This window comes from Sphaerisporangium sp. NPDC088356, assembly GCF_040685555.1.
GTDB lineage: Bacteria > Actinomycetota > Actinomycetes > Streptosporangiales > Streptosporangiaceae > Sphaerisporangium.
Genome location: NZ_JBFBIK010000019.1, coordinates 17,058 through 43,186 on the forward strand (window position 1 = coordinate 17,058; position 26,129 = coordinate 43,186).

Below are 26,129 nucleotides of genomic sequence, written 5' to 3' on the forward strand. Positions count from 1 at the left end.
CTAAGCCCGTGATGCTGCGAACATCGGCGTCGCGCGTGCTCGACGATCAGGACCGCGAAGAGGTGCTCTCGATACTCGACGCGGACCCCGTCGCCAACGTCTTCGTCGCCTCCCGGGTCCGGTCCGTCGGGCTGAGCCCGGCCCGGCTCGGCGGACAGATGTGGGGATTCGGCCCGCGCGGCGGGCTGACCTCACTGTGCTACGCCGGGGCCAACCTGGTCCCGGTCAACGCCGGGCCCGAGGCCGTGCAGGCCTTCGCGGACCGTGCCCGCAGGCAGGGCCGCCGCTGCTCGTCGATCGTCGGCCCCGCCGACGCCGTCGAGAGGATATGGGAGCGGCTGGAGCCCTACTGGGGCCCGGCGCGGGCCATCCGCTGGGCCCAGCCGGTCATGGTCACCTCCTCGCGGTCGCCCGTCATGCCTGATCCACTCGTGCGTCAGGTACGCCCGGACGAATTCGCCACGCTGCTCCCCGCATGCGTGGCGATGTTCACCGAGGAGGTCGGCATCTCCCCGGATCTCGGGGACGGCGGCGCGCTATACCGGTCGCGGGTGGCGGAGCTGATCCGCATCGGCCGCTCGTTCGCCCGTATCGAGGACGGTCAGGTCGTCTTCAAGGCGGAGGTCGGAGCGGTGACCCCGCAGGTCTGCCAGATACAGGGCGTGTGGGTGCATCCGGACCGGCGCGGGCGGGGGCACGCCGTGGCGGGCATGGCCGCCGTCGTCGACCAGACCCTGCGGCATTTCGCGCCGACGGTGACGCTGTACGTGAACGACTTCAACGTCCCCGCGCGGGCGGCGTACCGCAGGGTGGGCTTCAAAGAGGTCGACACGTTCATGTCCGTCCTGTTCTGATTGGCGCTCGCCAGGCTCGGTACCCTTGGCGGGTGCTCGAACAGGTGACCGCGACGCGCTATGTGACCCCGCTCCGGGAGGGCGGGTCGCTGCCGGGCGTCGTCGAAGCAGATGACCTCGGTACCTATGTCGTAAAATTTCGTGGTGCGGGGCAGGGGCGGCGCGTGCTCGTCGCCGAGATCATCTGTGCCGAGCTGGCACGCGGGCTCGACCTGCGCACCCCCGATCTCCGGATCGTCGACCTCGACCCGCAGATCGGGGCCAGGGAGCCCGACCAGGAGATCCAGGATCTCCTCAACGCCAGCGAGGGCCTCAATCTCGGGGTGGACTTCCTCCCCGGCGCGCTCGGCTTCGACCCGCTCGCCTGGACCCCCGACGCGGCCTTCGCCTCGCGGGTGCTGTGGTTCGACGCGCTCATCCACAACGTGGACCGCAGCTGGCGCAATCCGAACCTGCTGGTCTGGCACGGGAACACCTGGCTGATCGACCACGGCGCCGCCCTGTGGTTCCACCACAACTGGCGCACCGCCGACCCGCAGCGCCCCTTCGACGCCCGCGACCACGTGCTGGCGCCGTTCGCCACCCGCATCGAGGAGGCCGACGCCGAGCTTCCCGGCCGGATCACCGAAGACCTGGTCCGAACGGTCGTGGACCTCGTCCCAAGTGAGTGGCTCGACGGCGAGCCCGGCTTCGAGGACGCGGCGGCCGTGCGCCGGGCCTACGTCGACCACCTGCTCGCCCGCGTCCACGGCCCGCGTGCCTGGCTCCCGGCGGTGGCGCGATGAGCGAGCTGTTCATCTACGAGTACGCGGTGATCCGGGTCGTGCCGTGCGTGGTCCGAGGCGAGCTGATCAACGCCGGTGTGATCGTCTACTCCCAGCCCCGCGGCTACCTGTGCGCCCGTACGGAGCTGGACGAGGCCAGGCTGCGCGCGCTCGACGACGGCGTGGACCTCGACGGGCTCAGGCTGGCGCTGGCCGCCTTCGAGCGGGCGTGCTCCGACGACTCGGGGCCGCTGCGCGAGGAGTCGCTCGGCAGCCGGTTCCGCTGGCTCACCGCGCCTCGCAGCACGATCGTGCAGACCGGGCCCGTGCACGCCGGACTGACCGCCGACCCCGCCGCCGAGCTGGAAGCCCTGCTCGACCGGCTCGTACGCAGGTTCACATCCGCGCGATGACCTCCTCCGCGAAGCGCTCCATGGTCGCGATCTTGAGGTCGAGGGTGCCCTCGCCGTGCTCGGCCTTCTCCTTGGGGGTGGCGAGCCACCACGGGGCGGCCAGCGTGCCGGTGACGCCCTTCTCCGCGATCCTGCGATAGGTCTCCGGGTCGGGCATGACGGCGAGCGCGGCGATGATCTCCAGGTCGTCCTCGGACCTGCCGTACTCCTTCAGGTAGGCGCGGAGATGGGCCAGCACGACGTCCAGCTCCGCCTCCGAGTACACGCGGTTGCCGATCCAGCCGTCCCCGGCACGGGCCGCCCGGCGCAGCGCGGCCTCGCTGTCACCGCCGACCAGGAACGGCACCGGGCGCGAGGGGACCGGGGCGATCGACAGCGGGCCGAAGTCGAAGTGCGTGCCGTGGTGCTCCACGGTGCCGCCCGCCCATAGCTCGCGCAGGACCGGGATCATCTCGTCCAGCCGCTTGCCGCGGGTGTGGAAGTCCTGCCCGGTCTGCAGGAACTCGTCCTCGCACCAGCCGACCCCCACGCCGAAGGAGACCCGGTCGCGGGAGAGCACGGCGGCGGTGGACACCTGCTTGGCGACGGTGAACAGGTCGCGGGCGGGAGCGATGTAGACGTTGGGGGCGAAGCGCAGGCGCTCGGTGACGGCGGCCATCGCCCCGATGGTGACCCAGACGTCGGGCCAGTGCGTCGCGGCGTTCCAGCGCGGCGCACCGGTCCGCGAGTAGGGGTAGGGCGAGCGGTAGTCGGCGAAGAAGATGTGGTCGGAAAGGGTGAGGGTGTCCATGCCGCACCGTTCGGACGCCTTGGCCAGCTCGATGAACTGGTCGGTGTCGCTGAACGACGCACCCAGCCAGAAGCGCATGCGATCCCGTTCTCAGCCGGCGAACTCGGGGATGACCTTGGTGGCGAACATCTCCAGGTTGCGCTTGACCGTGTCGAGCGGCAGCACGCCCTGCTGGCCCTGCATGAACAGGCCGAACCACTCCAGATCGGGCATGCGGTCGAGCATGCGCTGGATGCCGCGCTTGACGTCGTCGGGCGTGCCCAGCAGGGCCAGCTCGACCTCGTTCATGCGCTTGTAGTCGCCCTTCTCCGGGGAGATCGGCTTGTGCCGGTCGTCCTCCTGCTTGCGGAGGACCTCCAGGTAGCCGAAGGGGCCGAAGAAGGCGGCGAAGTCCTTCTGCATCGGGCCGTACGTGGCGATGGCCTCCTCACGGGTGTCGGCCATGCCGACGACCTTCAGGATGCCGGTGTGCTCGCCCAGCTTGTAGTCGCGGCCGCACTTGGCCGACTCCTCCTGGTAGAGCTTGGCCTTGGCGGCGTGCTCGTCGGGGTTCGGGGTGAACATCCACGGCAGGATGTTCTCCTGCGCCGCCCTGATCACCGACCGGTCGCTGATCGTGAACGGCTGCCACAGCTCGGGATAGGGGTCCTGGTACGGCCGGGGGCTCACCGAGACCGCCTGGAGCTTGCCGTCCTCCGACACCTCGCCAGGGGCGCCGAACGTCTTGGTCCACTCCAGCGCGGGCCAGCCCTCGATGCCGTCGTAGGGCGAGGGCACCTCGTAGTCGAGCGTCTCGCTCTTGTAGCGCAGGGTCTCCTGGGTCCACGCCAGCTTCATGATGTGCAGGATCTCGCCGAACACGTCGAAGTTGCGGTTGTCCGAGGCCGAGCCGTCCGACCGTGCCGCCGACGCGTGCCAGCGCTGGCCGAGGACGTTCATCCACCGGTTCTGGTAGCCGCGCGCCACGCCCAGCCGGAGCCGTCCCTTGCAGAACTGGTCGAGCAGCGCGACGTCCTCCGCCGCCCTGATGGGGTCCCAGGCGGGCAGCACGAGCCCGAGGGGCGCCAGCAGGATGCGCTCGGTGCGCGCCGCGAGGTCGGTGAGGACCATAAGCGGGTTGACCGAGAACTCGAAGCCCTCCGAGTGGAAGTGGTGCTCGGTCATCATGAGGGCGTCGAAGCCGATCTGGTCGGCGTGGACGGCGATCTCGCGGACCTCGTGCAGCAGCTTCTGGTACGACTCGGTGTCGCGGCCGATGGGGCGCCTGGCCCGGGCGTTCTCCTCCTGGCTGTACCCGGAGCCGGGGATCTGCGGGTTGAGCATTATGGAAAATTTCACGGCAAACGTCTCCTCATGCGCGAGCGCCCGCGAGCGCCTTCAGCCAGTTGTTGACGACGAGGAGGAACTCCGCCGGGCGTTCCTCGTGCAGCCGGTGGCCGCTGCCCTCCCAGACCACGGTCCGCGAGCGGGGGTCCTTGAACAGGCCAGACTCCCAGGCGGCCTGGCCGGGGTCGAACCAGAAGCTCAGCACCGGGCAGTCCCTGCGTGCCAGGTAGCCGTCGGAGTTGGGCCGCACCCCGATCGCGCCCGGCACCGCGAACATCGCCTCGAACGCCTCCACGAGCACGTGGGGCGGCGTGGCGAGCGTGCGCCTGCGGTGCCACTCCCTGATGAGCGGGGGAGTGGCGCGCGTGTACGACCACCGGTCGATCCCGACGGCCACGGTGCCGGTGTCCCCGTCGCGCAGGGCCGCCACCATGGCGGGGAAGCCCGAGGCGATCGGATCGGCGAAGCCGTACCCCGGGTCGACCGTCACCAGCGCGCGCACCGCCTCGGGATGCTCGACGGCGAGGTGGGAGACCACCTGGCCGCCCATGGAGTGGCCGACGGCCACGACCGGGCCCGTGCCGAGCCCGGCGAGCAGCTCGGCCAGGTCGGCGGCCATCCGGCGCGGGGTGTTGCCGGTGTCGCGGGAGGAGGAGTATCCATGTCCCCGGAGGTCGACGGCGATGACGCGGTGCCGCTCGCGGAGCTTCGGGATGTGGTGCGACCATTCGTGGGAGTCCGACCCCCATCCGTGGACGAGCAGCAGCACCGAGCCGGCACCGGTGTCACCGGTGTCACCGGTGTCATCGGTATAGAACAGCCGCACGCCGTCGACATCGGCGAATGCCATGAGCGCCCTTCCTATGAGGACTTCCCGCCAGGCAAGCTACCCTAGGAATGCTAACCGAGCAATCGCTTGTTTAGCCACGCGGGGTTCGTCACAGGGTTTGTCACGGAGAGGACGGCGTCATGCGGCTGGGCGTCACGATGTTCACCACCGATCAGGCTATGCCCGTCGCCGATCTGGCACGAGCGGCCGAGGAGCGGGGTTTCTCCTCGCTGTACGTGCCCGAGCACACCCACATCCCGATCTCCCGCAGGACGCCGCCCGCCGCCGGGCAGGACGTGCTGCCGGAGGAGTACAAGCGGACCCTCGACCCGCTGGTGGCCCTCGCCTACGCGGCGGCCGTGACCGAGCGCCTCACCGTCGGCACGGGCATCATGCTCGCGGCCCAGCGCGACCCCATCGTCACGGCCAAGGCCGTCGCGACCCTCGACCACCTCTCCGGCGGGCGGTTCGTGCTCGGCGTCGGATTCGGATGGAACGTCGAGGAGATGGAGGACCACGGCGTGCCGTACGGCTCGCGCCGTGACGTCGCCCGCGAGCACGTGCTGGCCATGAAGGAGCTGTGGAGCAGGGAGGTCGCCGGCTTCGAGGGGCGGCACGCGCGCTTCGAGCCGTCCTGGTCGTGGCCCAAACCGGTCGGCGGGCCACCGGTCTACATCGGGGGCGCGGCGGGCCCGAAGATGTTCGCGCACGTCGCCGAGTACGCCGACGGCTGGATGCCGATCGGCGGCAAGGGCGTGAAGGACGCGCTGCCCGCCCTTCGCGAGGCGTACGAGAAGGCCGGGCGCGACCCGGCGACGGTCAGGGTGATCCCGTTCGGCACCGTCCCGAGCCGGGGGAAGCTCGACTACTACGCCGGGCTCGGCATACAGGAGGTCGTGTGCAGCCTCCCGGCCGCGTCCGCCGACACCGTGCTGCCGATGCTCGACGGCTACTCCTCGTTGCTCTGAGCCCGGGGCACCCACCACATCTGCCCGCTCGCGATCTCGTGGTACACGTCGAGCAGGTCCTTGTGGGTGGTCACGCTCCGCGACTCGGCGGCGGCCCAGGTGTACACCCCGCGCGACATGGTCGACGTCTCCTGCTGTACGCGCAGCGTGTAGACGCGTGCCCTGATCTCGTGCACCTTGTGGTCGCTCGGGTCGGCCTGCATGGCCAGCTCCGCCAGCTGGCACGCCAGGCGCAGGTCCCCGTCCGCGGCGGCGGTGGCGGCGCGCGCGGCGAGGACGGGGGCGCCTCCGGCGAGCGCGGCGAGGGCCGAGGCCAGCACCTCGTCGGGCGCCGGCTTGAGGTGCGCGGGGTTCCCGTCGTGCCACCCGCCGTACAGCCGCCAGATGTTGCGCACGACGAACTCCGGCTCGTCGTAGTGCGGCTGCAGGTAAGGGCGGCCCGCCAGCGCCTCGGGGGGTTTCACGGTGTGGATGATCTCGTCGAGGCGGGCGCCCGCGTTCATCATCTCCAGCGTCTGTTCCACCAGGCTGTCCAGGTAGTCCGCCGTGTCGGTCAGCGCCTGCCGCACCCTGCCGGTCCCGGCGATGGGCAGGCCGTGGCCGGGCAGCAGCACCTCCGCGTCCAGGGCGGCCATCTTCCGCAGCGCGATCGCCCACTCGTCGGGGTACCGCTGCACCTTCTGCGGGTTCCCGGCGTTCGGGGTGACCCAGATGAACAGGTCGCCGGTCAGCAGCACGCCGCGCTCGGGCAGGAACGCCCAGGTGGCGTCGTCGGTCTCCCCGCGCGCGTGGTGCATCTCGAAGGTGACGTCGCCGAGCGAGAGCCGCATCTCGTCGCGGTACGTCAGGTCGGGCCGGCGGTAGGCCGTCGGCCAGGTCATCCGGGTGAAGCCGAACTGCCGCTGGTTGATCACCGTGTTGTAGCCGGCGGTCCTGGCGTACCGGGTGAACCGGGCGGCGACGTTCTCGTGCGCGATGACGCTCGGGCGAGGGCCGTCCTCCGCGTCGAAGGGATCCATGCCCGCGACGTGGTCGAAGTGCCCGTGGGAGAAGATGGCGTAGCGGACTGGCTCATCGGACCAGGCCCTCATGGCCGCGTGCATGTTCCGCGCGTCCATGTTGTTCCCGGTGTCGAACAGAGCCAGGCCGCCCTCGCCCCGGATGCCGTAGACGTTGCCGAACGCGGGCCACATGACCACGCGATCGGCCACCTCCTGCACCCCCCTCGAGCGCAGGTCCCGCAGCGGCACCTCCTGCGGGGTCACCGACCCGCCCCAAACACTGTCCGCATGGTCGAGGATCGGCGTTGTCATGGGCCAAGCCTGTCGCGGACGCCCCCGCCGCAGCAGTAGGGAGTTCCCTACTCCTTGGATCTTCGCCGTCTCAGGGCCGCCGGCACAAGCGCCGTCCAGACGTCGATGGCGCAGCACGAGCTGTAATCGTCGGAGGCTTGGTGCAGTGGCGCCGCACCCGAGCGGTCATACTTCGCCGCGTTCGTACGCCAGGGCCAGCTCGACGCGGGAGCGTAAGCCGGTCTTGGCGTACACGCGGGACAGGTAGACCTCCACGGTCTTGCGGCTGTAGTGCAGCTCGTCGGCGATCTGGGGGTTGGAGAGCCCGGTCGCGACCAGTTCGATGACGCGTCGTTCGACCGGGGTGAGCGCGGCGGCGGGGGCCGGGGCGAGCCCGGCGTCCCTGAGGCGGCGGGCCGTCCGCTCGCGCCACGGCGCCGCGCCGAGGTCGGTGAAGATCCCGTGCGCCCGTACGAGCTGGGCGCCGTCCCCGAGCGCTCCGAGGACGAGGCGTGCACGGCCCTCCTCGAACCTCAGGCCGTCCGCCCTGGCCGCCTCCAGCACGGCTTCGGCCCGGGCGGCGTCGTGGAAGGCCCCCGCCGTCGCGAGCTCGGCAGTCATGCGCGCCCGTGGGGTGCCGGTCCGCGCGACCTCGGCCAGGGTGACGGCCGCCTCACGGGCCGGCTCCATCTCTCCCGCGAAGCTGTGCATGGCCACTCGGAGGGCCAGGACGCGATGCGCGACGTCCGGCGGCCCGCCGGCCATGGCCTCGTCCAGCAGCCGGACGGCCGTCGCGCGGTCTCCGAGGCCGAGCGCCCGTCTGGCCTTGAACATGGCGCGCAGAGACAGTTGCAGGACGCAGTTGGGCGGCGGGTCGGCGAGCAGCGGCTCGGCCTCGTCGTAGCGTCCCTGGTCGAGCAGGATGTCGAGCTCGATGTTGCGCAGCAGCGCGACGTTCTCCCAGAGCCCGGCCTCGGTGAGCGTGACGGCGTCCGAACGGATGTCGCGCAGGGCGTGCTCCCACTCGCCGCCGAGCCGCCGGACCACCGCCATGGTGCGTACGTGCTGGCCCGCGATGTTGTGCCAGCCGAGCCCCCGGTAGATCGCCTCGGCCTCGGAGAGCAGCCCGAGCGTACGGGTGCGCACGCCACCGCTGGCGAGGAGGTGCGCCGCCGACTCCAGCGCGGCCAGCCGCCCGGCCGGTGGCAGCGCCGCGGAGGCCGACAGGAGGGTGTCCAGGGCCCGTTCGGTCTCCTCCCACCTTCCCCTGATGATCGCGTCGCCGGCCAGGGCGCTGAGGGCGATCACGAGGTCCTCCGAAGGGCACTGGGGAAGGGCCCGCCAGCTCTCCTTCACCAGGTCGGCGGAGTCGAGGCCGAGCTGGGTGCTGATCACGGCCCGCTGGGCGAGCAGCGCGGTCGGATCGTCGGCGAGGGGAAGCTGATCGGCGGCGATCGACACCGCCACCTCGTACTGCCCCATGGAGTGCGCGGCGTTGACCAGCGTGTGCGCGGTGCGGGTGTGCCGGCGTCCGGGGGGCAGCACGGCGAGGGCCGCCCGTCCGGCGCGCAGCGCGTCCACGGGGCGGGAGCCTTTCCAGTACGACAGCGCCTGCCTGGCCAGCAGCACGCCGCGCTCCCCGGGCGGGGCCAGCACGGCGGCCCTGCCGTACCAGTGGCCGGCGGAGAGCGGCGCGGTCCAGCGGGTCAGCTCGGCGGCGCGGAGCATGGCGGGCAGCGCCTGGGCGCTCGTGGCTCCCTCGGCGAGGTGGGTGGCCCACTCAAGGACCCGGCGCGTCCCGCTGAGGCCCTGCCGGTGGAGCAGTTCGGCGATGCGGGTGTGGACCCTGCGCCGTTCGGCCGGGCCGAGGTCGGCGTAGAGGGCCTCGGCGACCAGCGGGTGGGCGAACTCGTACGTGCCCTCGCCGGTGCCCACGACCAGGCCGTCCCTCACCAGCCCGTCGAACGCGCGCTCGGCCTCGCCGGCGTCGAGTCCGGCGACCTCGGCGAGCGCGTCCAGGTCGGCCATGCCGGCGGGGCGGGTGCGGCGGAGCGCGGCGAGCACCTTGGCGAGGTTGCGGCCGCCCTGGTCGCGCTGGAACAGCCGGCTGAGTATGGCGCCCCTGCGCGGGCCGGGGTAGGCCGACTGGATCGCGCCGCCCTGCACGAGCGTCAGCACCGCCTCGCGGACGAACCACGGGTTGCCCCGGCTCTCGTCGTGGACGCGGCGCAGGATCGGCTCGCTCGGGGTACGGCCGAGCAGGCTGGTCACCAGGGCGGTGACCTCGTCGAGCGACAGCGGGCTGAGCCGTACGGCGAGGTCGGCGTCCATCGCGGGGAGGCGTCTGGCCGTGCCGGCGACGGCCAGGCCCCGTACGCGGCGGGGGAGATAGGAGAGCACGCCGAGGGTGTCGGCGTCGGCCAGGTGCAGGTCGTCGATGGCGAGGAACGTGCGGCCCGGCAGCCCCTCCAGCAGGTTGGCGGTGCGCACGGCCGGGGCGGCGCCGGTGATCCCGAGGGCGGCCTGGTCGATGGCGTCCAGCAGTTCCTTGAGCGGTTCACGGGCGGCAGGGACGGCGTGGAGGGGGCCGAGCGCGTCGGCGAGCGAGGCGTAGGCGAGGCCGCTTCCGAAGTCGCGCGCCTGGCCGTGGAGCACCCGGTAGCCCACGGACCTGGCGAGCACCTCGGTCTCGGCCAGCAGGTGGGTCTTCCCGATGCCGGCCTCGCCGTGGATGAGCAGCGTCACGGGCGGGCGGAGCAGCGCGGCCTCGAACCGGCGCAGGACCGCCGGCCGGTCGGCGGGGTCCGGGGCAGCGTGGTGGGCAGCGTGGTCGGCAGGGTGGTGGGCGGGTGTGGGGGGGTCCTCCACGCGTCACCGGCCCTGGTCGCCGGCCAGGGCCGCGTCGTGGACGGCGAGGGCGGAGGCGAGCAGCAGCCTTCGTACCGTCTCCTGCGGGAGGTCCATGGTCTTCACCACGGCGAACTGCAGGGAGCCCATGACCGCCCAGGCCCGGATCCGGGCGGCGCTGTCGGGCGACGGTCCGGCGAGCCGGTTGTAGATCTCCTCGCCGAAGGCCCGGATGGTCTCTCCCGGGGACCCGGGAGGGGCGTCGTCGGCTCCGCCGATATCTTCCATGAGCAGTCTTATTACGGCCCGGTGCTGAACGACGAAGTCCGTCAGCGGCTCGATGAACCCGCGCGGGTCGTCGCCGTAGTCGCCTCCGAGCAGCGCGAACAGGTCGTCGGCCGCCGGTGCGATCAGCTCCGCGGCGAGCTTGTCCTTGGGGTGGAAGTGGTAGGCCACGGCCGTCTTGGTCAGCCCGACCCGGGCGGCGATGTCGGTGAGGGATGTGGCGGCGTAGCCGCGCTCGGCGAACAAGTGGCGCGCGGCGGCGAGGATCCGGCTACGGGTGTCACTGCCACGGTCGAATGTGGTCATGGTCTCACTTCTTAGCGCGACGGAGCATTTCAGGATAATCGCGCCTAAGCTCTTAAACGGACGTCCTGCACGGCCGTACAGAACGGGACGTCGCAATCGTCTTTCGGAATTCATCAATAGTGTCTGGGACGGTCACCGATGGCTAGCTTGCTTGGTCGACTGGGTGGTTGGTGCGCGCGCCACGGTCGCATCGTGCTCGCGGTGTGGATCGTCCTTGCGGGGACGCTGACGCTGAGCACCGTGGTGTTCGGCCGTCCGGTCAACAGCAACGTCTCCATTCCAGGGACGGACGCCCAGCGCGCCCACGACCTCATGCGCGACGGCTTCGGACCGGGGTACGACCCGGGCGGCACCGTGCAGGTCGTTCTGTACTCCAAGGACGGCTCGCTGCTGACCGCCGAGCGCAAGCGCGCGGTCGAGAAGGCCATGGCCGAGATCCGCGAGGTTCCCCACGTGGTCCAGGTGGACACGCCGTACCGCGCGGGCGGGGTCTCGTCCAACCTGATGATCGGCGTCATCACCGTCCGGCTGTCGGGCAACGATTCGAGCAAGCTGGGGGAGACCTCGCGGCAGATCTCCGAGGCGGCGCAGCCCGTACGGGAGGCCGGTATCGAGGCGGTCCCCGCCGACAGCGGGACGCCCGCCGACAAGGAGATCAAGACCGGGTCCAGCGAGATCATCGGGCTGGCCTGCGCCCTGCTGGTGCTGCTCCTCGCGTTCGGCACGCTCGTCGCCGCGCTGGTGCCCGTCTTCACCGCGATCATCAGCCTCGGCGTCGGTCTCGGCGTCATCGGCGTGCTCGGCCACATCGTGGACGTGCCCAAGCAGGCGTCGGTCATGGCCTCCATGATCGGTCTGGGCGTGGGCATCGACTACGCCCTGTTCCTGCTGTCACGGCACCGGAAGCTGCTCGCCGACGGCGTGCCCGTACAGGAGTCCGTCCGGCGTACGACCGCGGGCGCGGGCGGGGCCGTGCTGTTCGCCGGGGGCACCGTCGTGATCGCGCTCACCGCGCTGATGCTCGCGGGCTTCCCGATGCTGCGCACGCTCGGCTGGATCACCGGCATCTCGGTGGTGTGCGCGGTGCTCACCTCGCTCACCCTGGTGCCCGCGCTGCTCGGCCTCCTCGGTCACCGCGTCAACGCGCTGCGCCTGCCGTTCGTCGGGCCCCGGCGCCGCAGCGCCCACGCCCCGGCGAACGGCTGGGCCGGGCTCGGCACCTGGGTCGCGCGACGCCCGTGGCGGGTGCTCGCGGTGTCCGCGGTCGTGCTCGGCGCGCTCGCCGCACCCGCCCTGGCGCTCAAGCTCGGCACCGTGGACGACGGCTACGCCGATCGCGGGCAACCGGCGCGGCGGGCGTACGAGCTGATGGAGACCGGGTTCGGCCCCGGAAGCAACGGCGCGCTGATCGTCGTCGGCGAGCTGGACTCCAAGGTCGCGGCCGGCGACCCGCCCGCCCCGGTGGTGAAGGATCTGAAGAACCGCCTGACGTACGTCCCCGGCGTCGCGCACGTGGCACCCGCGAAGATCAACACCTCGGGGACGTCCGTGCTGTTCCAGGTGGTGCCCGAGTACGCCCCGAGCGACCCGCGGGCGGGGGACGTGGTGCGCGCGGTACGCGGCCTGCACGTGCCCGGAGCGCGGCTGCACGTGGGCGGCGAGGTCGCGGGCATGGCCGACGCGAGCGACCGCATCGCCGAGCGCACCCCGGCCGTGATCGGCGTCGTCGTGCTCCTCAGCGCCCTGCTCCTGCTGGTCGCCTTCCGCGCGCCTCTGGTCGCGGCCAAGGCCGCGCTGATGAACCTCATCTCGCTGGGCGCGGCGTTCGGCGCACTGGCGATCGTCTTCTCGTACGGGCTCGGCAGCGGCCTGGTCGGCATGGACCCGCCTGTGTCGATGGACGGCTCGTACCTGGCGACGATCTTCTTCACCGTGCCCATCGACTCCTACGTGCCGCTCATGCTGTTCGCCGTGCTGTTCGGGCTGTCCATGGACTACGAGGTGTTCCTGCTGACCTCGGTCCGCCAGGCGTACCTGCGCTCGGGGGACAACCGGCGCGCGGTCGCCGAGGGGCTCGGCGCGACGGGCCGGGTCATCACGTCCGCAGCGCTGATCATGGTGGTGGTGTTCGTCGCGTTCATCGCCTACCCGGACCCGCTGGTCAAGGTGTTCGGCGTGGGACTCGCCGTGGCGATCGCCGTGGACGCCACCGTCATCCGCGGGCTGCTCGTCCCGGCCACGATGGTGCTGCTGGGCCGGCTCAACTGGTGGTGCCCCGCGTGGCTCGACCGGATCCTGCCCAACCTGTCCATCGCCGACCACGCCGAGGACGACGACGAGCCACCGGTGACACCGGACAAGGACCTGGTCACCACCGGCCGGACCTGACCGGCGTCCCGAGCCCGCGCGGGCCGTACGAGCCGTCGTGCTACCGCCCGGCTCCGGCGTCGCGCGGGCGCCTTGCCGCGCGGCGGCCGGTGACTGCGGGGAGCAGCCCGTGGGGCAGGAAGAGGACGACCACGATCAGCACGAGCGCGTAGACGGCGTACGAGAGCACGCTCGGGGCGTAGCTCGGCATGCCGGGCGCGGTGCCGACGACGTTCAGCGCCTGGACGAGCAGCGTGATGGCCGCCGCCCCCACCACCGCCCCCCAGACGGTGCCGAGGCCGCCGACGACGGCCATGACGATGTACTCGATGGACAGGAGCACCGGGAAGGAACCCGGGGCGACGTACCCGACGTAGAACGCGTAGATGCCGCCCGCCAGCCCGGCGAAGGCCGCGGAGAGGGCGAAGACCACAAGCTTGTAGCGGCCGACCGGAACGCCGGACGAGGCCGCCGCCGTCTCGCTCGTGGCGAGGGCCCGCAGGGCGCGGCCGGGCCGGGAGTCGATGACGTTGCGCGTCACGAGCATCACCACGGCCACCCCGGCCCAGGTCAGGTAGGCGTAGCTCGCGGCGTCGCCCAACTCGAACGGGCCGATGCCGAATCTCGGGATGCCCTGCAGCCCGATGTCGCCGCCCGTGAACTCCAACTGGCCCGCCAGCGAGAGCAGGATGAGCTGCGTGGCCAGCGTGGCGAACGCCAGGTGGTGCCCGCGCAGGCGCAGGAGGGGGACGCCGATGACGGCCGCGAACACCGCCGCGACGACCGGGGCCGCGAGCAGCCCGAGCACCGGGGGGCCGCCGTGCACGGCGAGTATTCCGGCGGTGTAGCCGCCCACCGCGTAGAAGGCGCCCTGGCCGAGCGAGACCTGACCGGCGTACCCCATCAGCAGCGAGACGCCGACAGTCACCATCGCGGCCAGCCCGAGAAAGATGTAGACCGACAGCGCGCTGTCGTCCAGCACCGCGGGAAGGGCCAGCGTGACCGCGCCGACGGCCAGACCGGGGAGCGGGCGTTTCATTCGGGCTCCTCCGGTCATACGGCCTCCTCCAGGACGGTCGCGCGCCGGGCCGACTGGACGACCATGATGATGAGCATCAGGCCGAGGGCGAGCTCCGTCTGGTAGGCCGCGTACCCGTACCCCGCGGCCAGGGACTCGGCGACTCCGAGCAGCAGCGCGCCCACCAGGGCGAGACCCGGGCGGGTGAGCGCGCCGAACACGGCGGCGGCGAAGCCGTTGACGATGAGCGTGACGTCGGTGTCGAACGAGACGGGCCGCAGCGGGGTCACGAGCACCCCGGCCACCCCGCCGAGCAGCCCGCCGAGGGCGAAGGCCAGCAGCCCCATCTTGGTGACGTCGATGCCGATGACCCGGGCCGCGTAGGGGTTCGAGGCGCACGCGCTGAACGCTTTGCCGAGGTACGTGCGGCCGAAGAAGGCGGTGAGCAGCAGGAACGTCACCACCGTGGTCGCGACGACGAGCAGGTGCTGCCACTGGATCCCGACTCCGGCGAGGGTGAGCGAGCCCGGCAGGCCGGGGAACGAACGCGGCTGGTCCCCCCAGACGAAGATCTCGACCGCGTAGGCGAGCACGCCGACGCCCAGCGTGATGATGAGCGACGACTGCGGGGTGGTGCCCCGCTTACCGATCGCGAGCAGGCCGGTGAGCAGGCCGGTGGCGGTCGCGATCAGCACGGCCGCCACCTCGCTCACCCCGTGGGGCAGGCCTGCGCCGAGCAGCCACGACGCGCTCAGCCCCGCGACGACCGCGAACATGCCCTGGGCGAAGTTGACCACCCCGGTCACCCGGTGGACGGCCACCAGGCCGCTCGCGATCAGCGCGAACCCGCAGCCCACGGCGAGGCCGTTGACGAGGTAGGTCAGGAGCTCTCTCACGTCACGGCCCTTCGTCCCCGGACCCGGTCACGCCTGGGTCTCCTCGATCGATCCGCCGAGATAGGCGCTGGCCACCCGAGGACTCCCGGCGAGCTCGGCGCACGGCCCTTCCGCGACGACCCGGCCGGCCTCAAGGACGTACGCCCGCTCGCACACGCCGAAGGCCAGCCGGGCGTTCTGCTCGATGAGGAGCACGGTGAGCCCCTGGTCCCGGTTGAGTGCCACGAGGTGAGCGGCCAGGTCGCGGGTCACCATGGGGGCGAGGCCGAGGGACAGCTCGTCCACGACCAGCACATCGGGCCGGGACATCAACGCCCTGCCGAAGGCCACCATCTGCTGCTCGCCCCCGGACAGGACGCCCGCCCGGCGGCGCCGGAGCTCGGCGAGCCGGGGCAGGAGGCCGAACACGAACGACGGGTCGCGCTCGCGCGAGCGCCAGCCGCCGAGGCTCAGGTTGTCCTCGACGGTGAGGTCGGGGAAGAGCTGGCGGCCCTCGGGTATGTGCGCGAGCCTGCCGCCGACCTCGACGGTCCCGGACCGCGGGGAGACGATGCCCGACAGGGTGTCGGCCAGGGTCGACTTGCCCGCTCCGTTCGGCCCGAGCAGCGCGACCATCTCGCCGCGCCGCACGGAGAGCCGGACGTGGTCGAGCGCGGTCGCCGAGCCGTACGTGACCACCAGGTCCGTGATCTCGATCATGCCGCGATCCCCCCGAGGGCTCACGAGCGGGCTCACGAGGCTTCTCCGAGATAGGCGGAGACCACGAGCGGGTCGGCGCGGACCTCGCCGGGAGTGCCCTCGGCGATGATCCGGCCGAGGTCCAGCACGGTGATCCGGTCGGCCAGCCGGGTGACGAAGGCGACGTCGTGCTCGACCAGCATGATCGTCAGGCCCCCCGCCCGCAGCTCCTCGATCAGCACGGCCAGCGCCTCGCGTTCGCCGGCCCGCAGGCCTGAGGCGGGTTCGTCCAGGAGCAGGAGGCGCGGCTCCGCGCACAGGGCGCGGGCCACCTGCATGGACCGCTGCTGCCCGAGGGGCAGCAGGCCCGCCTGCCGGTCGGCCCACGCGCCGAGTCCGACCCGTCCGAGCGCCTCGTCGGCCAGCCGGGCGATCTCCCGCTCGTCGCGCCGGTGCCGGGGGAGCCGGAGCGCGGCGGCGGTGAAGCCGGTTCGCGTACGGCTGTGCGCGCCGACCATGACGTTCTCCCGGACGGTCATGCCGCGGAACACCCGTGCGCCCTGGAAGACGATGGAGATGCCGAGCCGCGCGCGCAGGTGCGGGGAAAGGCGGTCGATCCGCGCGGACTCGAAGGAGATGGTGCCCTGGTCGGCGGCGAGATGGCCGGTGATGAGGTTGAACAGCGTCGACTTGCCCGCGCCGTTGGGCCCGATGATGCCGCGCACCTCACCCCCGGCGATGCCGAGGCTGACGTCGCGCACGGCGTAGACGCCTCCGAAGGACCGGGAGACCCCGTGGACGCTCAGCACGTCGGCGGACTCCGGCGAACTCGACTGGTCGTGACTTCCCCGCACCTGGAACCTACCCGGCGGCGACGGTCTTGGACAGCTGCTCCCGGGCCCAGCCGGTGGGCACGAACGCCCCGCCCTTCACCGTGTTGATCGAGATGAAGTCCGGCCGCAGCCCGGAGTGGTCGGACGGCGAGTAGCGGAACCGCCCGTTCGGGGTGACCAGGTCCATGCCCTCCAGCGCCTGCTGCACCTTGGCCTTGTCCGTTCCTCCGGCCTTCTTGATCGCCTCGAACAGCAGGAGGCTCGCGCTGTAGCCGTCCTGGGCGAACTGCGGCGGCGGGTAGCCGTACTTCTCCTTGAACGGCGTGGCCATCTGGTCGATGACCTCCTTCTGCCTGCTGGCCGGCAGGTGGTCGCCCACGACGCCGATCGCGCTCTGCACCGTCATGCCCTCGGCGGCGTCGCCCATCGGCTCCAGCCAGAGCTTGCTGGCCTGCGATCCGGTCAGGAACAGCGGCACCTTCAGCCCCGAGGCGGCGTACTGCTTGCCCGCCGTGACGCCGGGGGCTCCCGACCCCCAGAAGACCAGGGCCTGCGCCCCGGAGTCGCGGACGTGCGTGAAGATCGCGCTGAAGTCGGAGGTCGTGGTCTCGTACGGCTCGTCGGTGACGACGGTCACGCCGTACTTGGCGGCGAGGGCGGCCATGGCCTTGTGCCCGGCCACCGAGTACGCGCTCTTGGTGTCGTGCGCGACCGCGATCTTCGTGATCTCGGTGGCCCGCATGTACTGCAGATACCGTTCGGCGTACATGCTGGAGAGCGCGGGCGTGACGAAGACGTACGACTTGATCGGCTCCACCTGCTCCTGCGCGGGGGCCAGGGAGAGATAGGGGATCTTCTCGCGCTGGGCCAGCGGCTCGATGGCGAGCGCGGAGTTGGAGAACACCGGGCCGATGAGCGCGTCGATCTGGCCCTTGATCTGGTTGAAGGCCACGATCCCCTGGTCGGGCGCCGTCTTGTCGTCCCGCTGGACGAGCTCCACCTTGCGCCCGAGCAGGCCGCCCTTGGCGTTGACCTGCTCGACGGCGAGCTCCACGGCCTTCTTGTCCTCGCTGCCGAGCGGGGTGTAGTTGCCGGTCAGGGAGACGATGAGGCCGACCCGGATGGGGCCGTCACCCCCGGATCCGCCGCCGGTCGAGCCACCGCACGCGGTCACGGCCAGGGCTAGACAGGCGATCGCTGGGACGAGCTTGCGCACGTGTGCCTCCTGAAGCTCATGTCGCGGCAACAGGCCCCCGCGCATGCCTCCATCAAGCGCTGGTACGGCCACCGCGCAAGGGAATACGGCGTGATCCGGACCCTCGATCGCCCTGAATTTAGGCATGGCATTTACAGCTGTCAATAGAATGCGCGACATCTTGAAGTGAGGTACGGCGTGGTGGCACAGGTTCGCGAAAGTCCTGCGGGGCAGGCAATGCGGTCGCAGTCGGTGCTGCTCACGTTTCTCGGGAACCATGTGTACGGCCGGCCGGTCCGCGTCTTCTCGGGCAGTTCGGACGCCGCCGTTCGTTGGGCAGAACAGTGACAGCCGTCATGCCCTGGCCTAAGTTGATTGGCGGGATCACCTGACCGTCAGGGAGCGCCATGCGGAATCAGGGCTTGGGTTCGTGGCCGGGGCGGCGGGCGCGCATGACGCCGGAGCGGGTGGCGCTGAGCCACGACGGCCGCCAGTGGACCTACGCGGAGCTGCACGAGCGGGTCGACCGGCTCGCGTCGGCGCTTCGCGGCCTCGGGGTGCGGCATGGTGACCGGGTCGCCTTCCTCGGGCTCAACCATCCGGCCCTGGTCGAGACCTTCTTCGCCGCGGGCGCGCTGGGAGCGGTGTTCGTGCCGCTGAACACGCGCCTGACCGCACCGGAGCTGACCTACATCGTGCGGGACGCGGGCGCGGACATCGTCATCTGCGGGGCCGAGCACGAAGAGGTCGGCGCCGCCCTGCCCGTCGCGCGCCGCGTAATGGTCGGGGGGGAGTACGAGGGCCTGCTGGCCGGGGGCGATCCGGAGCCGCTGGACGAGCCCGTCGGACCGGACGAGCCGTGCCTGATCATGTACACCTCGGGCACGACCGGGCGGCCCAAGGGGGCCGTGCTGAGCCACGCCAACCTGACCTGGAACACCTTCAACCTGCTGGTCGACGTCGAGCTCGCGCATGACGAGGTCACGCTGATCAGCGCTCCGTTGTTCCACATCGCCGCGCTCGCGCAGACCCTGGTGCCCACGGTGCTGAAGGGCGGCAGGTCCATCCTGCTGCCGTCGTTCGACGTCGATGAGGTGATCGGCCTCATCGAGTCCGAACGGGTGACGCTGATGTTCGGGGTCCCGGCGATGTTCACCTTCCTGGCCCAGTCGCCCCGGTGGAGCGAGGCCGACCTCTCCAGCCTGCGCAACCTGCTGTGCGGCGGCGCGCCCGTGCCGGAGCCGCTGATCCGGACGTATCAGGCGCGCGGGCTGACCTTCCTGCAGGGCTACGGCATGACGGAGACCTCGCCGGGCGCCCTGTTCCTGGCGGCCGAGCACTCCGTACGCAAGGCGGGCACCGCGGGCGTGCCGTGCTTCTTCTCCGACGTCCGGCTGGTCGATCCCGACGGGGTGGACGTCGCGCCCGGTGAGCCCGGCGAGGTGATCGTCCAGGGGCCGAACGTGATGACGGGCTACTGGGAACGCCCGGATGAGACCGCGACAGTAGTGTCGGAGGACGGATGGTTCCACTCGGGTGACCTCGCCCTCGCCGACCAGGACGGATATATCCGGATCGTCGACCGGGTCAAGGACATGATCATCTCTGGTGGTGAGAACATCTACCCCGCCGAGGTCGAAAGCGTCCTGTACGGGCACCCCGCCGTCGCCGAGTGCGCGGTCATCGGGGTGCCCGACGACAAGTGGGGCGAGGTGGGCAGGGCCCTGGTCGTCCTGCGGCCGGGGATGACCGCCGAGCCGCATGACCTGCTCGGCCACCTCTCCGGGCGGCTGGCGAGCTACAAGATCCCCAAACGGGTGGAGTTCGTGTCGGCCCTGCCGCGAAACGGGGCGGGCAAGGTCCTCAAGTCACGTCTGCGGTTCCTCTACGGCTGAAGGTACAGGTGAAGATGGTCGGCATGAGTGCGATGAACGTGGAGTCCCTTGTCGCGATCGACGTGCACACGCACGCCGAGGTCTCGCTGGACGGTGGAGAGTCGCTCTCCGGCGCGCTGAAGAGCGGCGCCGACGAGTACTTCAAGCTGGCGGGGCAGCGCCGGCCGACCGTGCCGGAGATCGCCGCGTTCTACCGCGAGCGTGCCATGGCCGCCGTCGTGTTCACCGTGGACGCGGAGACCGCGACCGGGCATCCTCCCGTGCCCAACGAGGAGATAGCCCAGGCCTGCGCGGACAACGCCGACGTGCTGATCCCTTTCGCTGGGGTCGATCCGTGGAAGGGCAAGGCGGCGGTGCGGCAGGCCCGGCGCCTGGTCGAGGAGTACGGCGTTCGGGGGTTCAAGTTCCACCCGAACCTGCAGGCGTTCTTCCCCAACGACCGGATGGCGTACGGGCTGTACGAAGTGCTGGAGGAGCTCCAGGTTCCGGCGTTGTTCCACACCGGCCAGACCGGCATCGGGGCGGGGGTCCCCGGAGGCGGGGGGGTACGGCTGAAGTACTCCGACCCGATGCACGTGGACGACGTCGCCGTCGACTTCCCCGAGCTGCCGATCATCCTCGCGCACCCGTCGTTCCCCTGGCAGGACGAGGCGCTGGCGGTGGCCACGCACAAGCCGCGGGTCCACATCGACCTTTCGGGCTGGTCGCCTAAGTACTTCCCGCCGCAGCTCGTGCAGTACGCGAACACGCTGCTCAAGGACAAGGTGCTGTTCGGCTCGGACTTTCCGCTTATATCGCCAGATCGGTGGCTGGCCGACTTCGAGAAGCTGCCGATCAAGGACGAGGTCCGGCCAAAGATCCTCAAGTACAACGCGGCGCGGCTGCTCGGGCTCTGACGCCCCGGGGGGCCGTCGAAACCTGCCGGCAGGACGCGTGGCCCAAGGGGTTCAGAGGACGTCCGTCTGATCGCGGGCCGCGATGGCCGGGGCCATGAACTCGCGGAAACGGGCGAACTGCTCCGCGTCCATCCGGAGCCCCATGCCGTTGACGATCCGGTCGTCCTCGGACCTGGAGCCGATTTGGACCTGGAACCCGTCACCGCGCGGCTTCGCGTCCACCCCGAGGAACGCCACGTGGTGACGCCTGACACTGGACAGGGTCCGGTGGAAGATTTCGAGGGTCCTGCCATCCTGCACCAGGATGTAGTCGCCCAGATGGAACTCCGCCGCCATGGCTCCCGCTTCCGTCCGCCGAACCGATGCCCGACAGTACCGTCTCACGCGTGGGACCGGCGTCGGCGTCGGGTCGGGATCGGCGTCTCAGTCGAAGACGATGACGCTGCGGGCGACGGCGCCCCGGCGTACGTGCTCGACGGCCTCGTTGATCTGGTCGAGGGGGATGCGCTCGCTGACCAGCCCGTCCAGGTCGAGACGGCCGCGCAGATACTGCTCGGCCAGCATCGGCAGGTCCCGGATGGGGGCCGCGTCGCCGCCCTGGGTGCCCATCAGGCGGCGGGAGGCGAACAGCAGCGAGGCCTCGACGCCGACGGTGCTTCCGGCGGGAGGGCTGCCCACCATGACCGTCGTGCCCCCGGGCCGGGTGGCGGCGAACGCCGTGCCGAGCACGCCCGCCACGCCGGTGACGTCGAAGGCGTAGTCGGCGCCGCCCCGCACGATGCCGCCCACCTGTGCGGGCAGGTCGTCGGCCAGGATGGCGTGGGTCGCGCCGAACTTCCCCGCGAGCCCCAGCTTGGGCTCGGCGACGTCCGCGGCGATGATCGTCGTCGCCCCGGCGAGGACGGCTCCCTGGATGACGTTCAGCCCGACGCCGCCGCAGCCGACCACAAGCACGCTGGACCCGGGCCGTACCTGGGCCACGTTGAGCACCGCGCCGACCCCGGTGACCACCGCGCAGGCGAGCAGGCACATCAGATCCATCGGCGCGTCCTTGGCGATCTTGACGCACATGCGCTCGCCGACCACGGCGTACTCGGCGAACGAGCCGATGCCGATCATCGTCTTGGCGGGGGTGCCGTCCACGCTCAGTCGGGTGGTGCCGTCGCCCATCGTGCCCATGATGGCGGCCATCCGGGCCGGGTCGCCGCACAGGTGGAAGCGGCCCGCGCCGCAGTCGCGGCAGCGACCGCAGGGACCGTTCATCGCGATGATGACGTGGTCGCCGGGCCTGACGGCGGTCACGCCCGCGCCGACGCTCTCGACCACGCCCGCGCTCTCGTGGCCGAGGACGAACGGCAGGCGCCGCACGACGGGGCTCTTGCCGTCCAGGGCCTTGATGTCGGAGCCGCACACGCCGGAGGCGGCGATCTTGACCCGCGCTTCGCCGGGACCGGGACCGGCGATCTCGATGTCCCGGATCTCCATCTCGGCCCCGAACTCGGTCAGTACGGCTGCGCGCATCAACATCCGCCGGGCTCCGTCCCACCTGTCTGGATGGCTCTGGTCCGAACGCTAGCGAGGCGCTGTGTTCAAAGCAAGCAGTTGCTTGGCTCGGATGGCCTCCGGTCTACGAACGGCCGCCGCGGCGCTGGCAAGGACACCAAGCGTGCGCTAGTTTGGTTGGGCCGCCGACCTACGGAGGACATGTGGATCTGGACTTCACGCGGGCGGAACAGGACTTCCGGGCCGAGGTCCGCGCCTGGCTGGCGGCACACGTGCCGGACCCTCCGCTCCCCTCCATGGACACCGCCGAGGGCTTCGAGGCGCACCGGGAGTGGGAGCGTCTGCTGGCCGCCGAGAGCTACTCCGTCGTCAGCTGGCCCCGCGAGTACGGCGGGCGAGGCGCGTCCCTGGTCGAGTGGCTGATCTTCGAGGAGGAGTACTGGGCGGCGGGCGCGCCCGGCAGGGTCGGCCAGAACGGCATCTTCCTGCTGGCGCCCACCCTGTTCACCACCGGCACCGCCGCGCAGCGGGACAGGTTCCTCGTCAGGATGGCACGGGCCGACGACGTCTGGGCCCAGGCCTGGTCGGAGCCCGAGGCGGGCAGCGACCTGGCCTCGCTGCGCTCGCGCGCCGAGCGGGTGGACGGCGGCTGGCGCCTGTACGGGCAGAAGACCTGGAGCTCCCGGGCCGGCTACGCGGACTGGGGCTTCGGCCTGTTCCGCTCCGATCCCGAGTCGGCACGCCACCGGGGCCTGACCTACTTCATGTTCCCGCTCCGGGACGTCACGGTCCGCCCGATCGCCCAGCTCGACGGCGAGCACGGGTTCGCCGAGCTGTTCTTCGACGGCGTCTTCGTCCCCGACGACCAGGTGCTCGGCGCGCCGGGAGAGGGCTGGCGCATCGCCATGGCCACGACCTCCTCCGAGCGCGGCCTCACGCTGCGGAGCCCCGGCCGCTTCCTGGCCACGGCCGACCGCCTCGTACGGCTGGCGCGCACGCTGAACCCCGACCCGGTGCTCGCCGACCAGGTGGCGCGGGCGTGGCTCGACGCCGAGGCCTACCGGCTGCACACCTTCGGCACCGCCCGCAGGCTCGCAGCGGGAGAGGAGATCGGCTCGGCTTCCAGCATGGGGAAGGTCTTCTGGTCCGAGTTGGACGTGCGCATGCACACCCTCGCCCTCCAGCTCCTCGGCCAGCGAGGGCTGCTCTCCGGCGGCGCGCCCGACTCCGCGGACGGCGGGCGGTGGCTCGACGGCTTCCTGTTCTCCCTCGCGGGCACGATCTACGCGGGCACCAACGAGATCCAGCGGAACATCATCGCCGAGCGCGTCCTTGGGCTGCCGCGATGAACTTCGCGTTCAGCGACGACCAGCTCGCGCTCGCGGCCACCGTCAAGGACGTACTCCGGGCCCACTGCCCCCCGCGCGCCGTGCGGGACGCGGGGCTGGACGGCGACCGCACGCCGGCCTGGGCGCACCTGGCGAAGGCCGGCCTGTTCGGGATGCTCGTGCCCGAGCGCTACGACGGCATGGGTCTCGGGGTCACCGACGCGGTCCTGGCCTTCGAGGAAACGGGAAGGGCCGCCCTGCCCGGCCCCGTCGCCGAGACCGCCGCCGCCGCGCCCGTACTGCTGGCCGGCGACCCGGCCGCGGCCTCGTCGGTGCTGCCGGGGGTGGCGGCCGGTACGACGATCGTGAGTGTGCGCCTCGGCGACCAGGTGTACGCCCCGGACGCCGACCTCGTGGACCTGCTGATCCTGGAGGAGGACGGCGAGCTGCACGCGGTGCCCGCGGAGGCTGTACGGCTCACGCCCCAGCCCGGGGTGGATCCGGTACGCAGGCTGTTCGCCGCCGCCTTCGACCCCTCGCCCGGCACCCGTCTGGCGCACGCGGGACCCGGCGCCCTGCGAGGGGTGACGATCGCGGTCGCCGCGCAGCTCATCGGGCTGGCCCGGCACCTGCTGGAGACGACGGTGGGCTACGCGAGGACGCGGCGGCAGTTCGGCGCGGCGGTCGGGACGTTCCAGGCGGTGAAGCACCAGCTCGCCGACGTCGCCATCGCGATCGACTTCGCCGCGCCGCTCGTCTACGCGGCGGCCTTCGCCGCCGACCGCGACCTGCCCTCGGCCGACCGGGACGTGAGCGCGGCCAAGGCGGCGGCGGGCGAGGCGGCCGACCGCGCCGCCCGGGTCGCGCTCCAGGTCCACGGGGCCATCGGCTACACCGGCGAGCTGGACCTGCGGCTGTGGCTGGCCCGGGTCTGGTCGCTCGCGTCTGCCTACGGGAACACCGGTCTGCACCGCTCGCGCCTCAGGTCGGCGATCCTCGGCACCCCCGAGCTGCGGAGATGGCCGTGAGCGCGGAGGTGGGCCGATGAGGTTCGGCGTCCCGCTCGGACTGCTGCATCCGGCGGCCTGGAAGGACGTGGCCGTGGCGGCCGACGAGCTGGGGTTCGAGTCGGTCTGGCTGCCCGAGCATCTCGTCTTCGCCACGGACCTGTCGCTGGCGGCCTATCCCGGAACCGGCAGGCCGGGCATCTCACCCGCGACCCCGCTCTTCGACGCGCCCGCCTACCTGTGCTGGCTGGCCGCCCTCACCTCACGGGTGCGGCTCGGCACGGCGGTTCACCTGTACGCCCTGCGGCACCCGTTCGTCTCGGCCCGCGCCTTCGCGACCCTCGACGTGGTGTCGGGCGGCCGGGCGATCTGCGGAGTGGGCGCCGGATGGTACCCGGGGGAGTGGCTGGCGGCGGGCGTGGACTTCGCGACCCGCGGGCCACGGCTGGACGAGGCCATCGAGGTGACCAGGCGGCTCTGGTCGGAGCCGGTCGTGGCTCACGACGGGCGGTTCTTCGCGTTCCCGCAGGTCGCCTTCGAGCCCAAGCCCGTCCAGGAGCGGCTGCCCATCCTCGCGGGGGGCGAGTCGGTCGCGGCGCTGCGCCGGGCGGCCACCCTGTGCGACGGCTGGATCAGCATGCCGCACACGCTGGAGTCGATCCGTCCCCGGCTCGACCGGCTGGCCGCCCTGCGCGGCGCCCACGGTTCGGCGGATCCCTTCTCCGTCACCGTGCACGCCTACTCGCTGGCGGGGCCGGACGAGATCGGCGGCTGGGAGGCGCTGGGCGTGGACCGCATGATCGTCCGTCCCTGGACGCGGGGCCGCGAGGCGGTGGCGAGGCTCGCGGATTTCGCCGACCGGTACGGCGTCCGTGATCGGGCCGTCGTGGACTGAGTGCCCGTGCTCCGCCTGGTCACGGCGTGCGCCAGCCGTACGGAGGCCCGCGTGACCTTGAAGTAGGCGATCAGGACGAGGGCGGCGATGAGCATGGGGATCACCAGGGCGCTCATGCCGAGGTCGCCCTGCTGGGGGCCGGTGGTGAACGCGCCGACGGCCCTTGGCGCGAGCGCCGTCGCGGACAGCGGGAACTCGGCGGCCTTGAGCGTCACCGACGGGGCCTCCGCGGGACCGGCGAGGGGGATGCGAGTGGACGGCGCCTTCGCCAGGACGGGCTCGGGGGCCATCTTGGCCTGGATCTTGTCGGGGTAGCCGTAGCCGACGACGGAGCTCTGGTCCCTGACCTTCTCCCGGACGAACTGGCCGTCGACGTTGCCCTCGATCGTGTGGATGGTGTCACCGTCGACGGAGATGACCATGCCCACGTGGTCGATGTTGTCGACGACGCCGGAGCCTCCCCAGTCGTAGAACACAACGGCGCCCGGCTTGGGGGTGCTGCCCCAGGCGTCGTGGCCGATGAACCACTTCGCGTGGTCGACGGTGTAGGCGAACTGGCCGAACCACTTCTCGTAGCCGAGCTTGTGGGCCGCCCACGACAGGAACATGTCACACCAGGGCTGGGCCGAGTAGTCGGAGTCGAACTCGACCGTGTTGCCGTACCAATCTCCGAACTTGGTGTAACCGCCGCCCTGCTCGCTGTAGCCGAGCTGGGTCTTGAGCAAATCAAGGATCTTCTGAACTTCAGGCGACATAGGAAGTGAGGGACCTTCCGCTTGTACGACCGACGCTGAGGTACGTCAGGTGTTCCGTGTTGTGGTGGAGGACGTTAGTCAGGAAAATCCCAGGTCAAAAGGGGGTCAACTTGACCCCCACCTGGCATCTCCATGGCGGTCGCGCGCCTGGAACCCCGTGCCCACCGGGGTTCGCGTCCCTGTACGGCC

The 26,129-nt window shown here is 71.4% G+C and carries 23 protein-coding genes and 1 pseudogene; 10 read left to right on the top strand and 14 right to left on the bottom strand.

Going from position 1 to position 26,129, the window contains the following annotated elements:
- The first annotated feature begins 11 nt into the window (after positions 1 to 11).
- The 3 genes from AB0O34_RS10140 to AB0O34_RS10150 are packed head-to-tail and all read left to right on the top strand — an operon-like array spanning position 12 to position 2,031.
- Positions 12 to 854, top strand: a complete 843-nt coding sequence (locus tag AB0O34_RS10140; RefSeq protein ID WP_363914823.1) for a GNAT family N-acetyltransferase — start codon at positions 12 to 14, stop codon at positions 852 to 854.
- A 32-nt stretch (positions 855 to 886) separates the two neighbouring features.
- Positions 887 to 1,639, top strand: coding sequence for a HipA family kinase (locus AB0O34_RS10145; protein ID WP_363914707.1), 753 nt, complete (start codon positions 887 to 889; stop codon positions 1,637 to 1,639).
- Complete coding sequence (locus AB0O34_RS10150) at positions 1,636 to 2,031, top strand: DUF3037 domain-containing protein (protein ID WP_363914709.1); 396 nt, start codon at positions 1,636 to 1,638, stop codon at positions 2,029 to 2,031. The genes AB0O34_RS10145 and AB0O34_RS10150 overlap by 4 nt, the downstream gene beginning before the upstream one ends.
- On the opposite strand, the gene AB0O34_RS10155 is transcribed toward AB0O34_RS10150, so the two are convergent.
- Genes AB0O34_RS10155 through AB0O34_RS10165 form a run of 3 tightly spaced genes read right to left on the bottom strand, consistent with a single transcriptional unit; the run spans position 2,015 to position 4,997 of the window.
- Positions 2,015 to 2,899, bottom strand: a complete 885-nt coding sequence (locus AB0O34_RS10155; RefSeq protein WP_363914711.1) for a TIGR03619 family F420-dependent LLM class oxidoreductase — start codon at positions 2,897 to 2,899, stop codon at positions 2,015 to 2,017. The two genes, AB0O34_RS10150 and AB0O34_RS10155, sit on opposite strands and share 17 nt — an antisense overlap.
- Before the next feature lie 12 nt (positions 2,900 to 2,911).
- Complete coding sequence (locus AB0O34_RS10160; RefSeq protein ID WP_363914713.1) at positions 2,912 to 4,159, bottom strand: LLM class flavin-dependent oxidoreductase; 1,248 nt, start codon at positions 4,157 to 4,159, stop codon at positions 2,912 to 2,914.
- Positions 4,160 to 4,172: 13 nt separating this feature from the next.
- Positions 4,173 to 4,997 carry an alpha/beta hydrolase gene (locus tag AB0O34_RS10165; protein ID WP_363914715.1) on the bottom strand — a complete coding sequence of 275 codons (825 nt, stop codon included), beginning with the start codon at positions 4,995 to 4,997 and terminating at the stop codon, positions 4,173 to 4,175.
- Positions 4,998 to 5,116: 119 nt separating this feature from the next.
- Between AB0O34_RS10165 and AB0O34_RS10170 the strand changes: the two genes are divergently transcribed.
- A complete protein-coding gene (locus AB0O34_RS10170) occupies positions 5,117 to 5,944 on the top strand; it encodes an LLM class F420-dependent oxidoreductase (protein ID WP_363914717.1) in 828 nt (275 codons plus the stop codon).
- Here the strand turns inward: AB0O34_RS10170 and AB0O34_RS10175 are convergent.
- The 3 genes from AB0O34_RS10175 to AB0O34_RS10185 form a co-directional block, all read right to left on the bottom strand.
- Positions 5,926 to 7,257, bottom strand: a complete 1,332-nt coding sequence (locus AB0O34_RS10175; protein WP_363914719.1) for an alkyl sulfatase dimerization domain-containing protein — start codon at positions 7,255 to 7,257, stop codon at positions 5,926 to 5,928. The genes AB0O34_RS10170 and AB0O34_RS10175 overlap by 19 nt on opposite strands.
- A gap of 165 nt (positions 7,258 to 7,422) precedes the next feature.
- The gene (locus tag AB0O34_RS10180; protein WP_363914721.1) at positions 7,423 to 10,104 is read right to left on the bottom strand and encodes a LuxR C-terminal-related transcriptional regulator; all 2,682 of its coding nucleotides are present in this window, start codon (positions 10,102 to 10,104) and stop codon (positions 7,423 to 7,425) included.
- 3 nt (positions 10,105 to 10,107) lie between these two features.
- Positions 10,108 to 10,674 (bottom strand): TetR/AcrR family transcriptional regulator, encoded by a 567-nt coding sequence (locus AB0O34_RS10185; protein WP_363914723.1) that lies wholly within the window; start codon positions 10,672 to 10,674, stop codon positions 10,108 to 10,110.
- 138 nt (positions 10,675 to 10,812) lie between these two features.
- Between AB0O34_RS10185 and AB0O34_RS10190 the strand changes: the two genes are divergently transcribed.
- Complete coding sequence (locus tag AB0O34_RS10190) at positions 10,813 to 13,062, top strand: MMPL family transporter (RefSeq protein WP_363914725.1); 2,250 nt, start codon at positions 10,813 to 10,815, stop codon at positions 13,060 to 13,062.
- A 40-nt stretch (positions 13,063 to 13,102) separates the two neighbouring features.
- Here AB0O34_RS10190 and AB0O34_RS10195 read toward each other — a convergent pair whose 3' ends face one another.
- Genes AB0O34_RS10195 through AB0O34_RS10215 form a run of 5 tightly spaced genes read right to left on the bottom strand, consistent with a single transcriptional unit; the run spans position 13,103 to position 17,682 of the window.
- On the bottom strand, positions 13,103 to 14,080 hold the full coding sequence (locus tag AB0O34_RS10195) for a branched-chain amino acid ABC transporter permease (protein WP_363914727.1): 978 nt from the start codon (positions 14,078 to 14,080) through the stop codon (positions 13,103 to 13,105).
- A gap of 14 nt (positions 14,081 to 14,094) precedes the next feature.
- A complete protein-coding gene (locus AB0O34_RS10200) occupies positions 14,095 to 14,955 on the bottom strand; it encodes a branched-chain amino acid ABC transporter permease (RefSeq protein ID WP_363914729.1) in 861 nt (286 codons plus the stop codon).
- Between the two features lie 27 nt (positions 14,956 to 14,982).
- Positions 14,983 to 15,654, bottom strand: a complete 672-nt coding sequence (locus tag AB0O34_RS10205) for an ATP-binding cassette domain-containing protein (protein WP_363914731.1) — start codon at positions 15,652 to 15,654, stop codon at positions 14,983 to 14,985.
- Between the two features lie 32 nt (positions 15,655 to 15,686).
- Positions 15,687 to 16,487: an ABC transporter ATP-binding protein gene (locus AB0O34_RS10210; RefSeq protein ID WP_363914733.1), complete on the bottom strand. Its 801-nt coding sequence runs from the start codon at positions 16,485 to 16,487 to the stop codon at positions 15,687 to 15,689.
- Positions 16,488 to 16,494: 7 nt separating this feature from the next.
- Positions 16,495 to 17,682, bottom strand: a complete 1,188-nt coding sequence (locus tag AB0O34_RS10215; protein WP_363914735.1) for an ABC transporter substrate-binding protein — start codon at positions 17,680 to 17,682, stop codon at positions 16,495 to 16,497.
- Positions 17,683 to 18,068: 386 nt separating this feature from the next.
- On the opposite strand from AB0O34_RS10215, the gene AB0O34_RS10220 reads away from it, so the two are divergent.
- Together AB0O34_RS10220 and AB0O34_RS10225 are read left to right on the top strand one after the other, a co-directional pair.
- On the top strand, positions 18,069 to 19,556 hold the full coding sequence (locus AB0O34_RS10220) for a long-chain fatty acid--CoA ligase (protein ID WP_363914737.1): 1,488 nt from the start codon (positions 18,069 to 18,071) through the stop codon (positions 19,554 to 19,556).
- A gap of 23 nt (positions 19,557 to 19,579) precedes the next feature.
- Positions 19,580 to 20,452, top strand: a complete 873-nt coding sequence (locus tag AB0O34_RS10225; protein WP_363914739.1) for an amidohydrolase family protein — start codon at positions 19,580 to 19,582, stop codon at positions 20,450 to 20,452.
- A 51-nt stretch (positions 20,453 to 20,503) separates the two neighbouring features.
- Here the strand turns inward: AB0O34_RS10225 and AB0O34_RS10230 are convergent, their stop codons facing one another.
- A complete protein-coding gene (locus tag AB0O34_RS10230; RefSeq protein WP_363914741.1) occupies positions 20,504 to 20,788 on the bottom strand; it encodes a hypothetical protein in 285 nt (94 codons plus the stop codon).
- A gap of 87 nt (positions 20,789 to 20,875) precedes the next feature.
- Positions 20,876 to 21,979, bottom strand: coding sequence for an alcohol dehydrogenase catalytic domain-containing protein (locus AB0O34_RS10235; RefSeq protein WP_363914743.1), 1,104 nt, complete (start codon positions 21,977 to 21,979; stop codon positions 20,876 to 20,878).
- Positions 21,980 to 22,158: 179 nt separating this feature from the next.
- On the opposite strand from AB0O34_RS10235, the gene AB0O34_RS10240 reads away from it, so the two are divergent.
- The 3 genes from AB0O34_RS10240 to AB0O34_RS10250 are packed head-to-tail and all read left to right on the top strand — an operon-like array spanning position 22,159 to position 25,185.
- On the top strand, positions 22,159 to 23,304 hold the full coding sequence (locus tag AB0O34_RS10240; protein ID WP_363914745.1) for an acyl-CoA dehydrogenase family protein: 1,146 nt from the start codon (positions 22,159 to 22,161) through the stop codon (positions 23,302 to 23,304).
- Positions 23,301 to 24,311 (top strand): acyl-CoA dehydrogenase family protein, encoded by a 1,011-nt coding sequence (locus AB0O34_RS10245; RefSeq protein WP_363914747.1) that lies wholly within the window; start codon positions 23,301 to 23,303, stop codon positions 24,309 to 24,311. Before AB0O34_RS10240 ends, AB0O34_RS10245 begins: the two co-directional genes overlap by 4 nt.
- Positions 24,312 to 24,327: 16 nt before the next feature.
- Positions 24,328 to 25,185, top strand: a complete 858-nt coding sequence (locus tag AB0O34_RS10250) for a TIGR03619 family F420-dependent LLM class oxidoreductase (RefSeq protein ID WP_363914749.1) — start codon at positions 24,328 to 24,330, stop codon at positions 25,183 to 25,185.
- Positions 25,186 to 25,571: 386 nt separating this feature from the next.
- On the opposite strand, the pseudogene AB0O34_RS10255 reads toward AB0O34_RS10250, so the two are convergent.
- Positions 25,572 to 25,940: pseudogene (locus AB0O34_RS10255) on the bottom strand (CHAP domain-containing protein); the annotation flags it as partial.
- Positions 25,941 to 26,129: the final 189 nt, after the last annotated feature.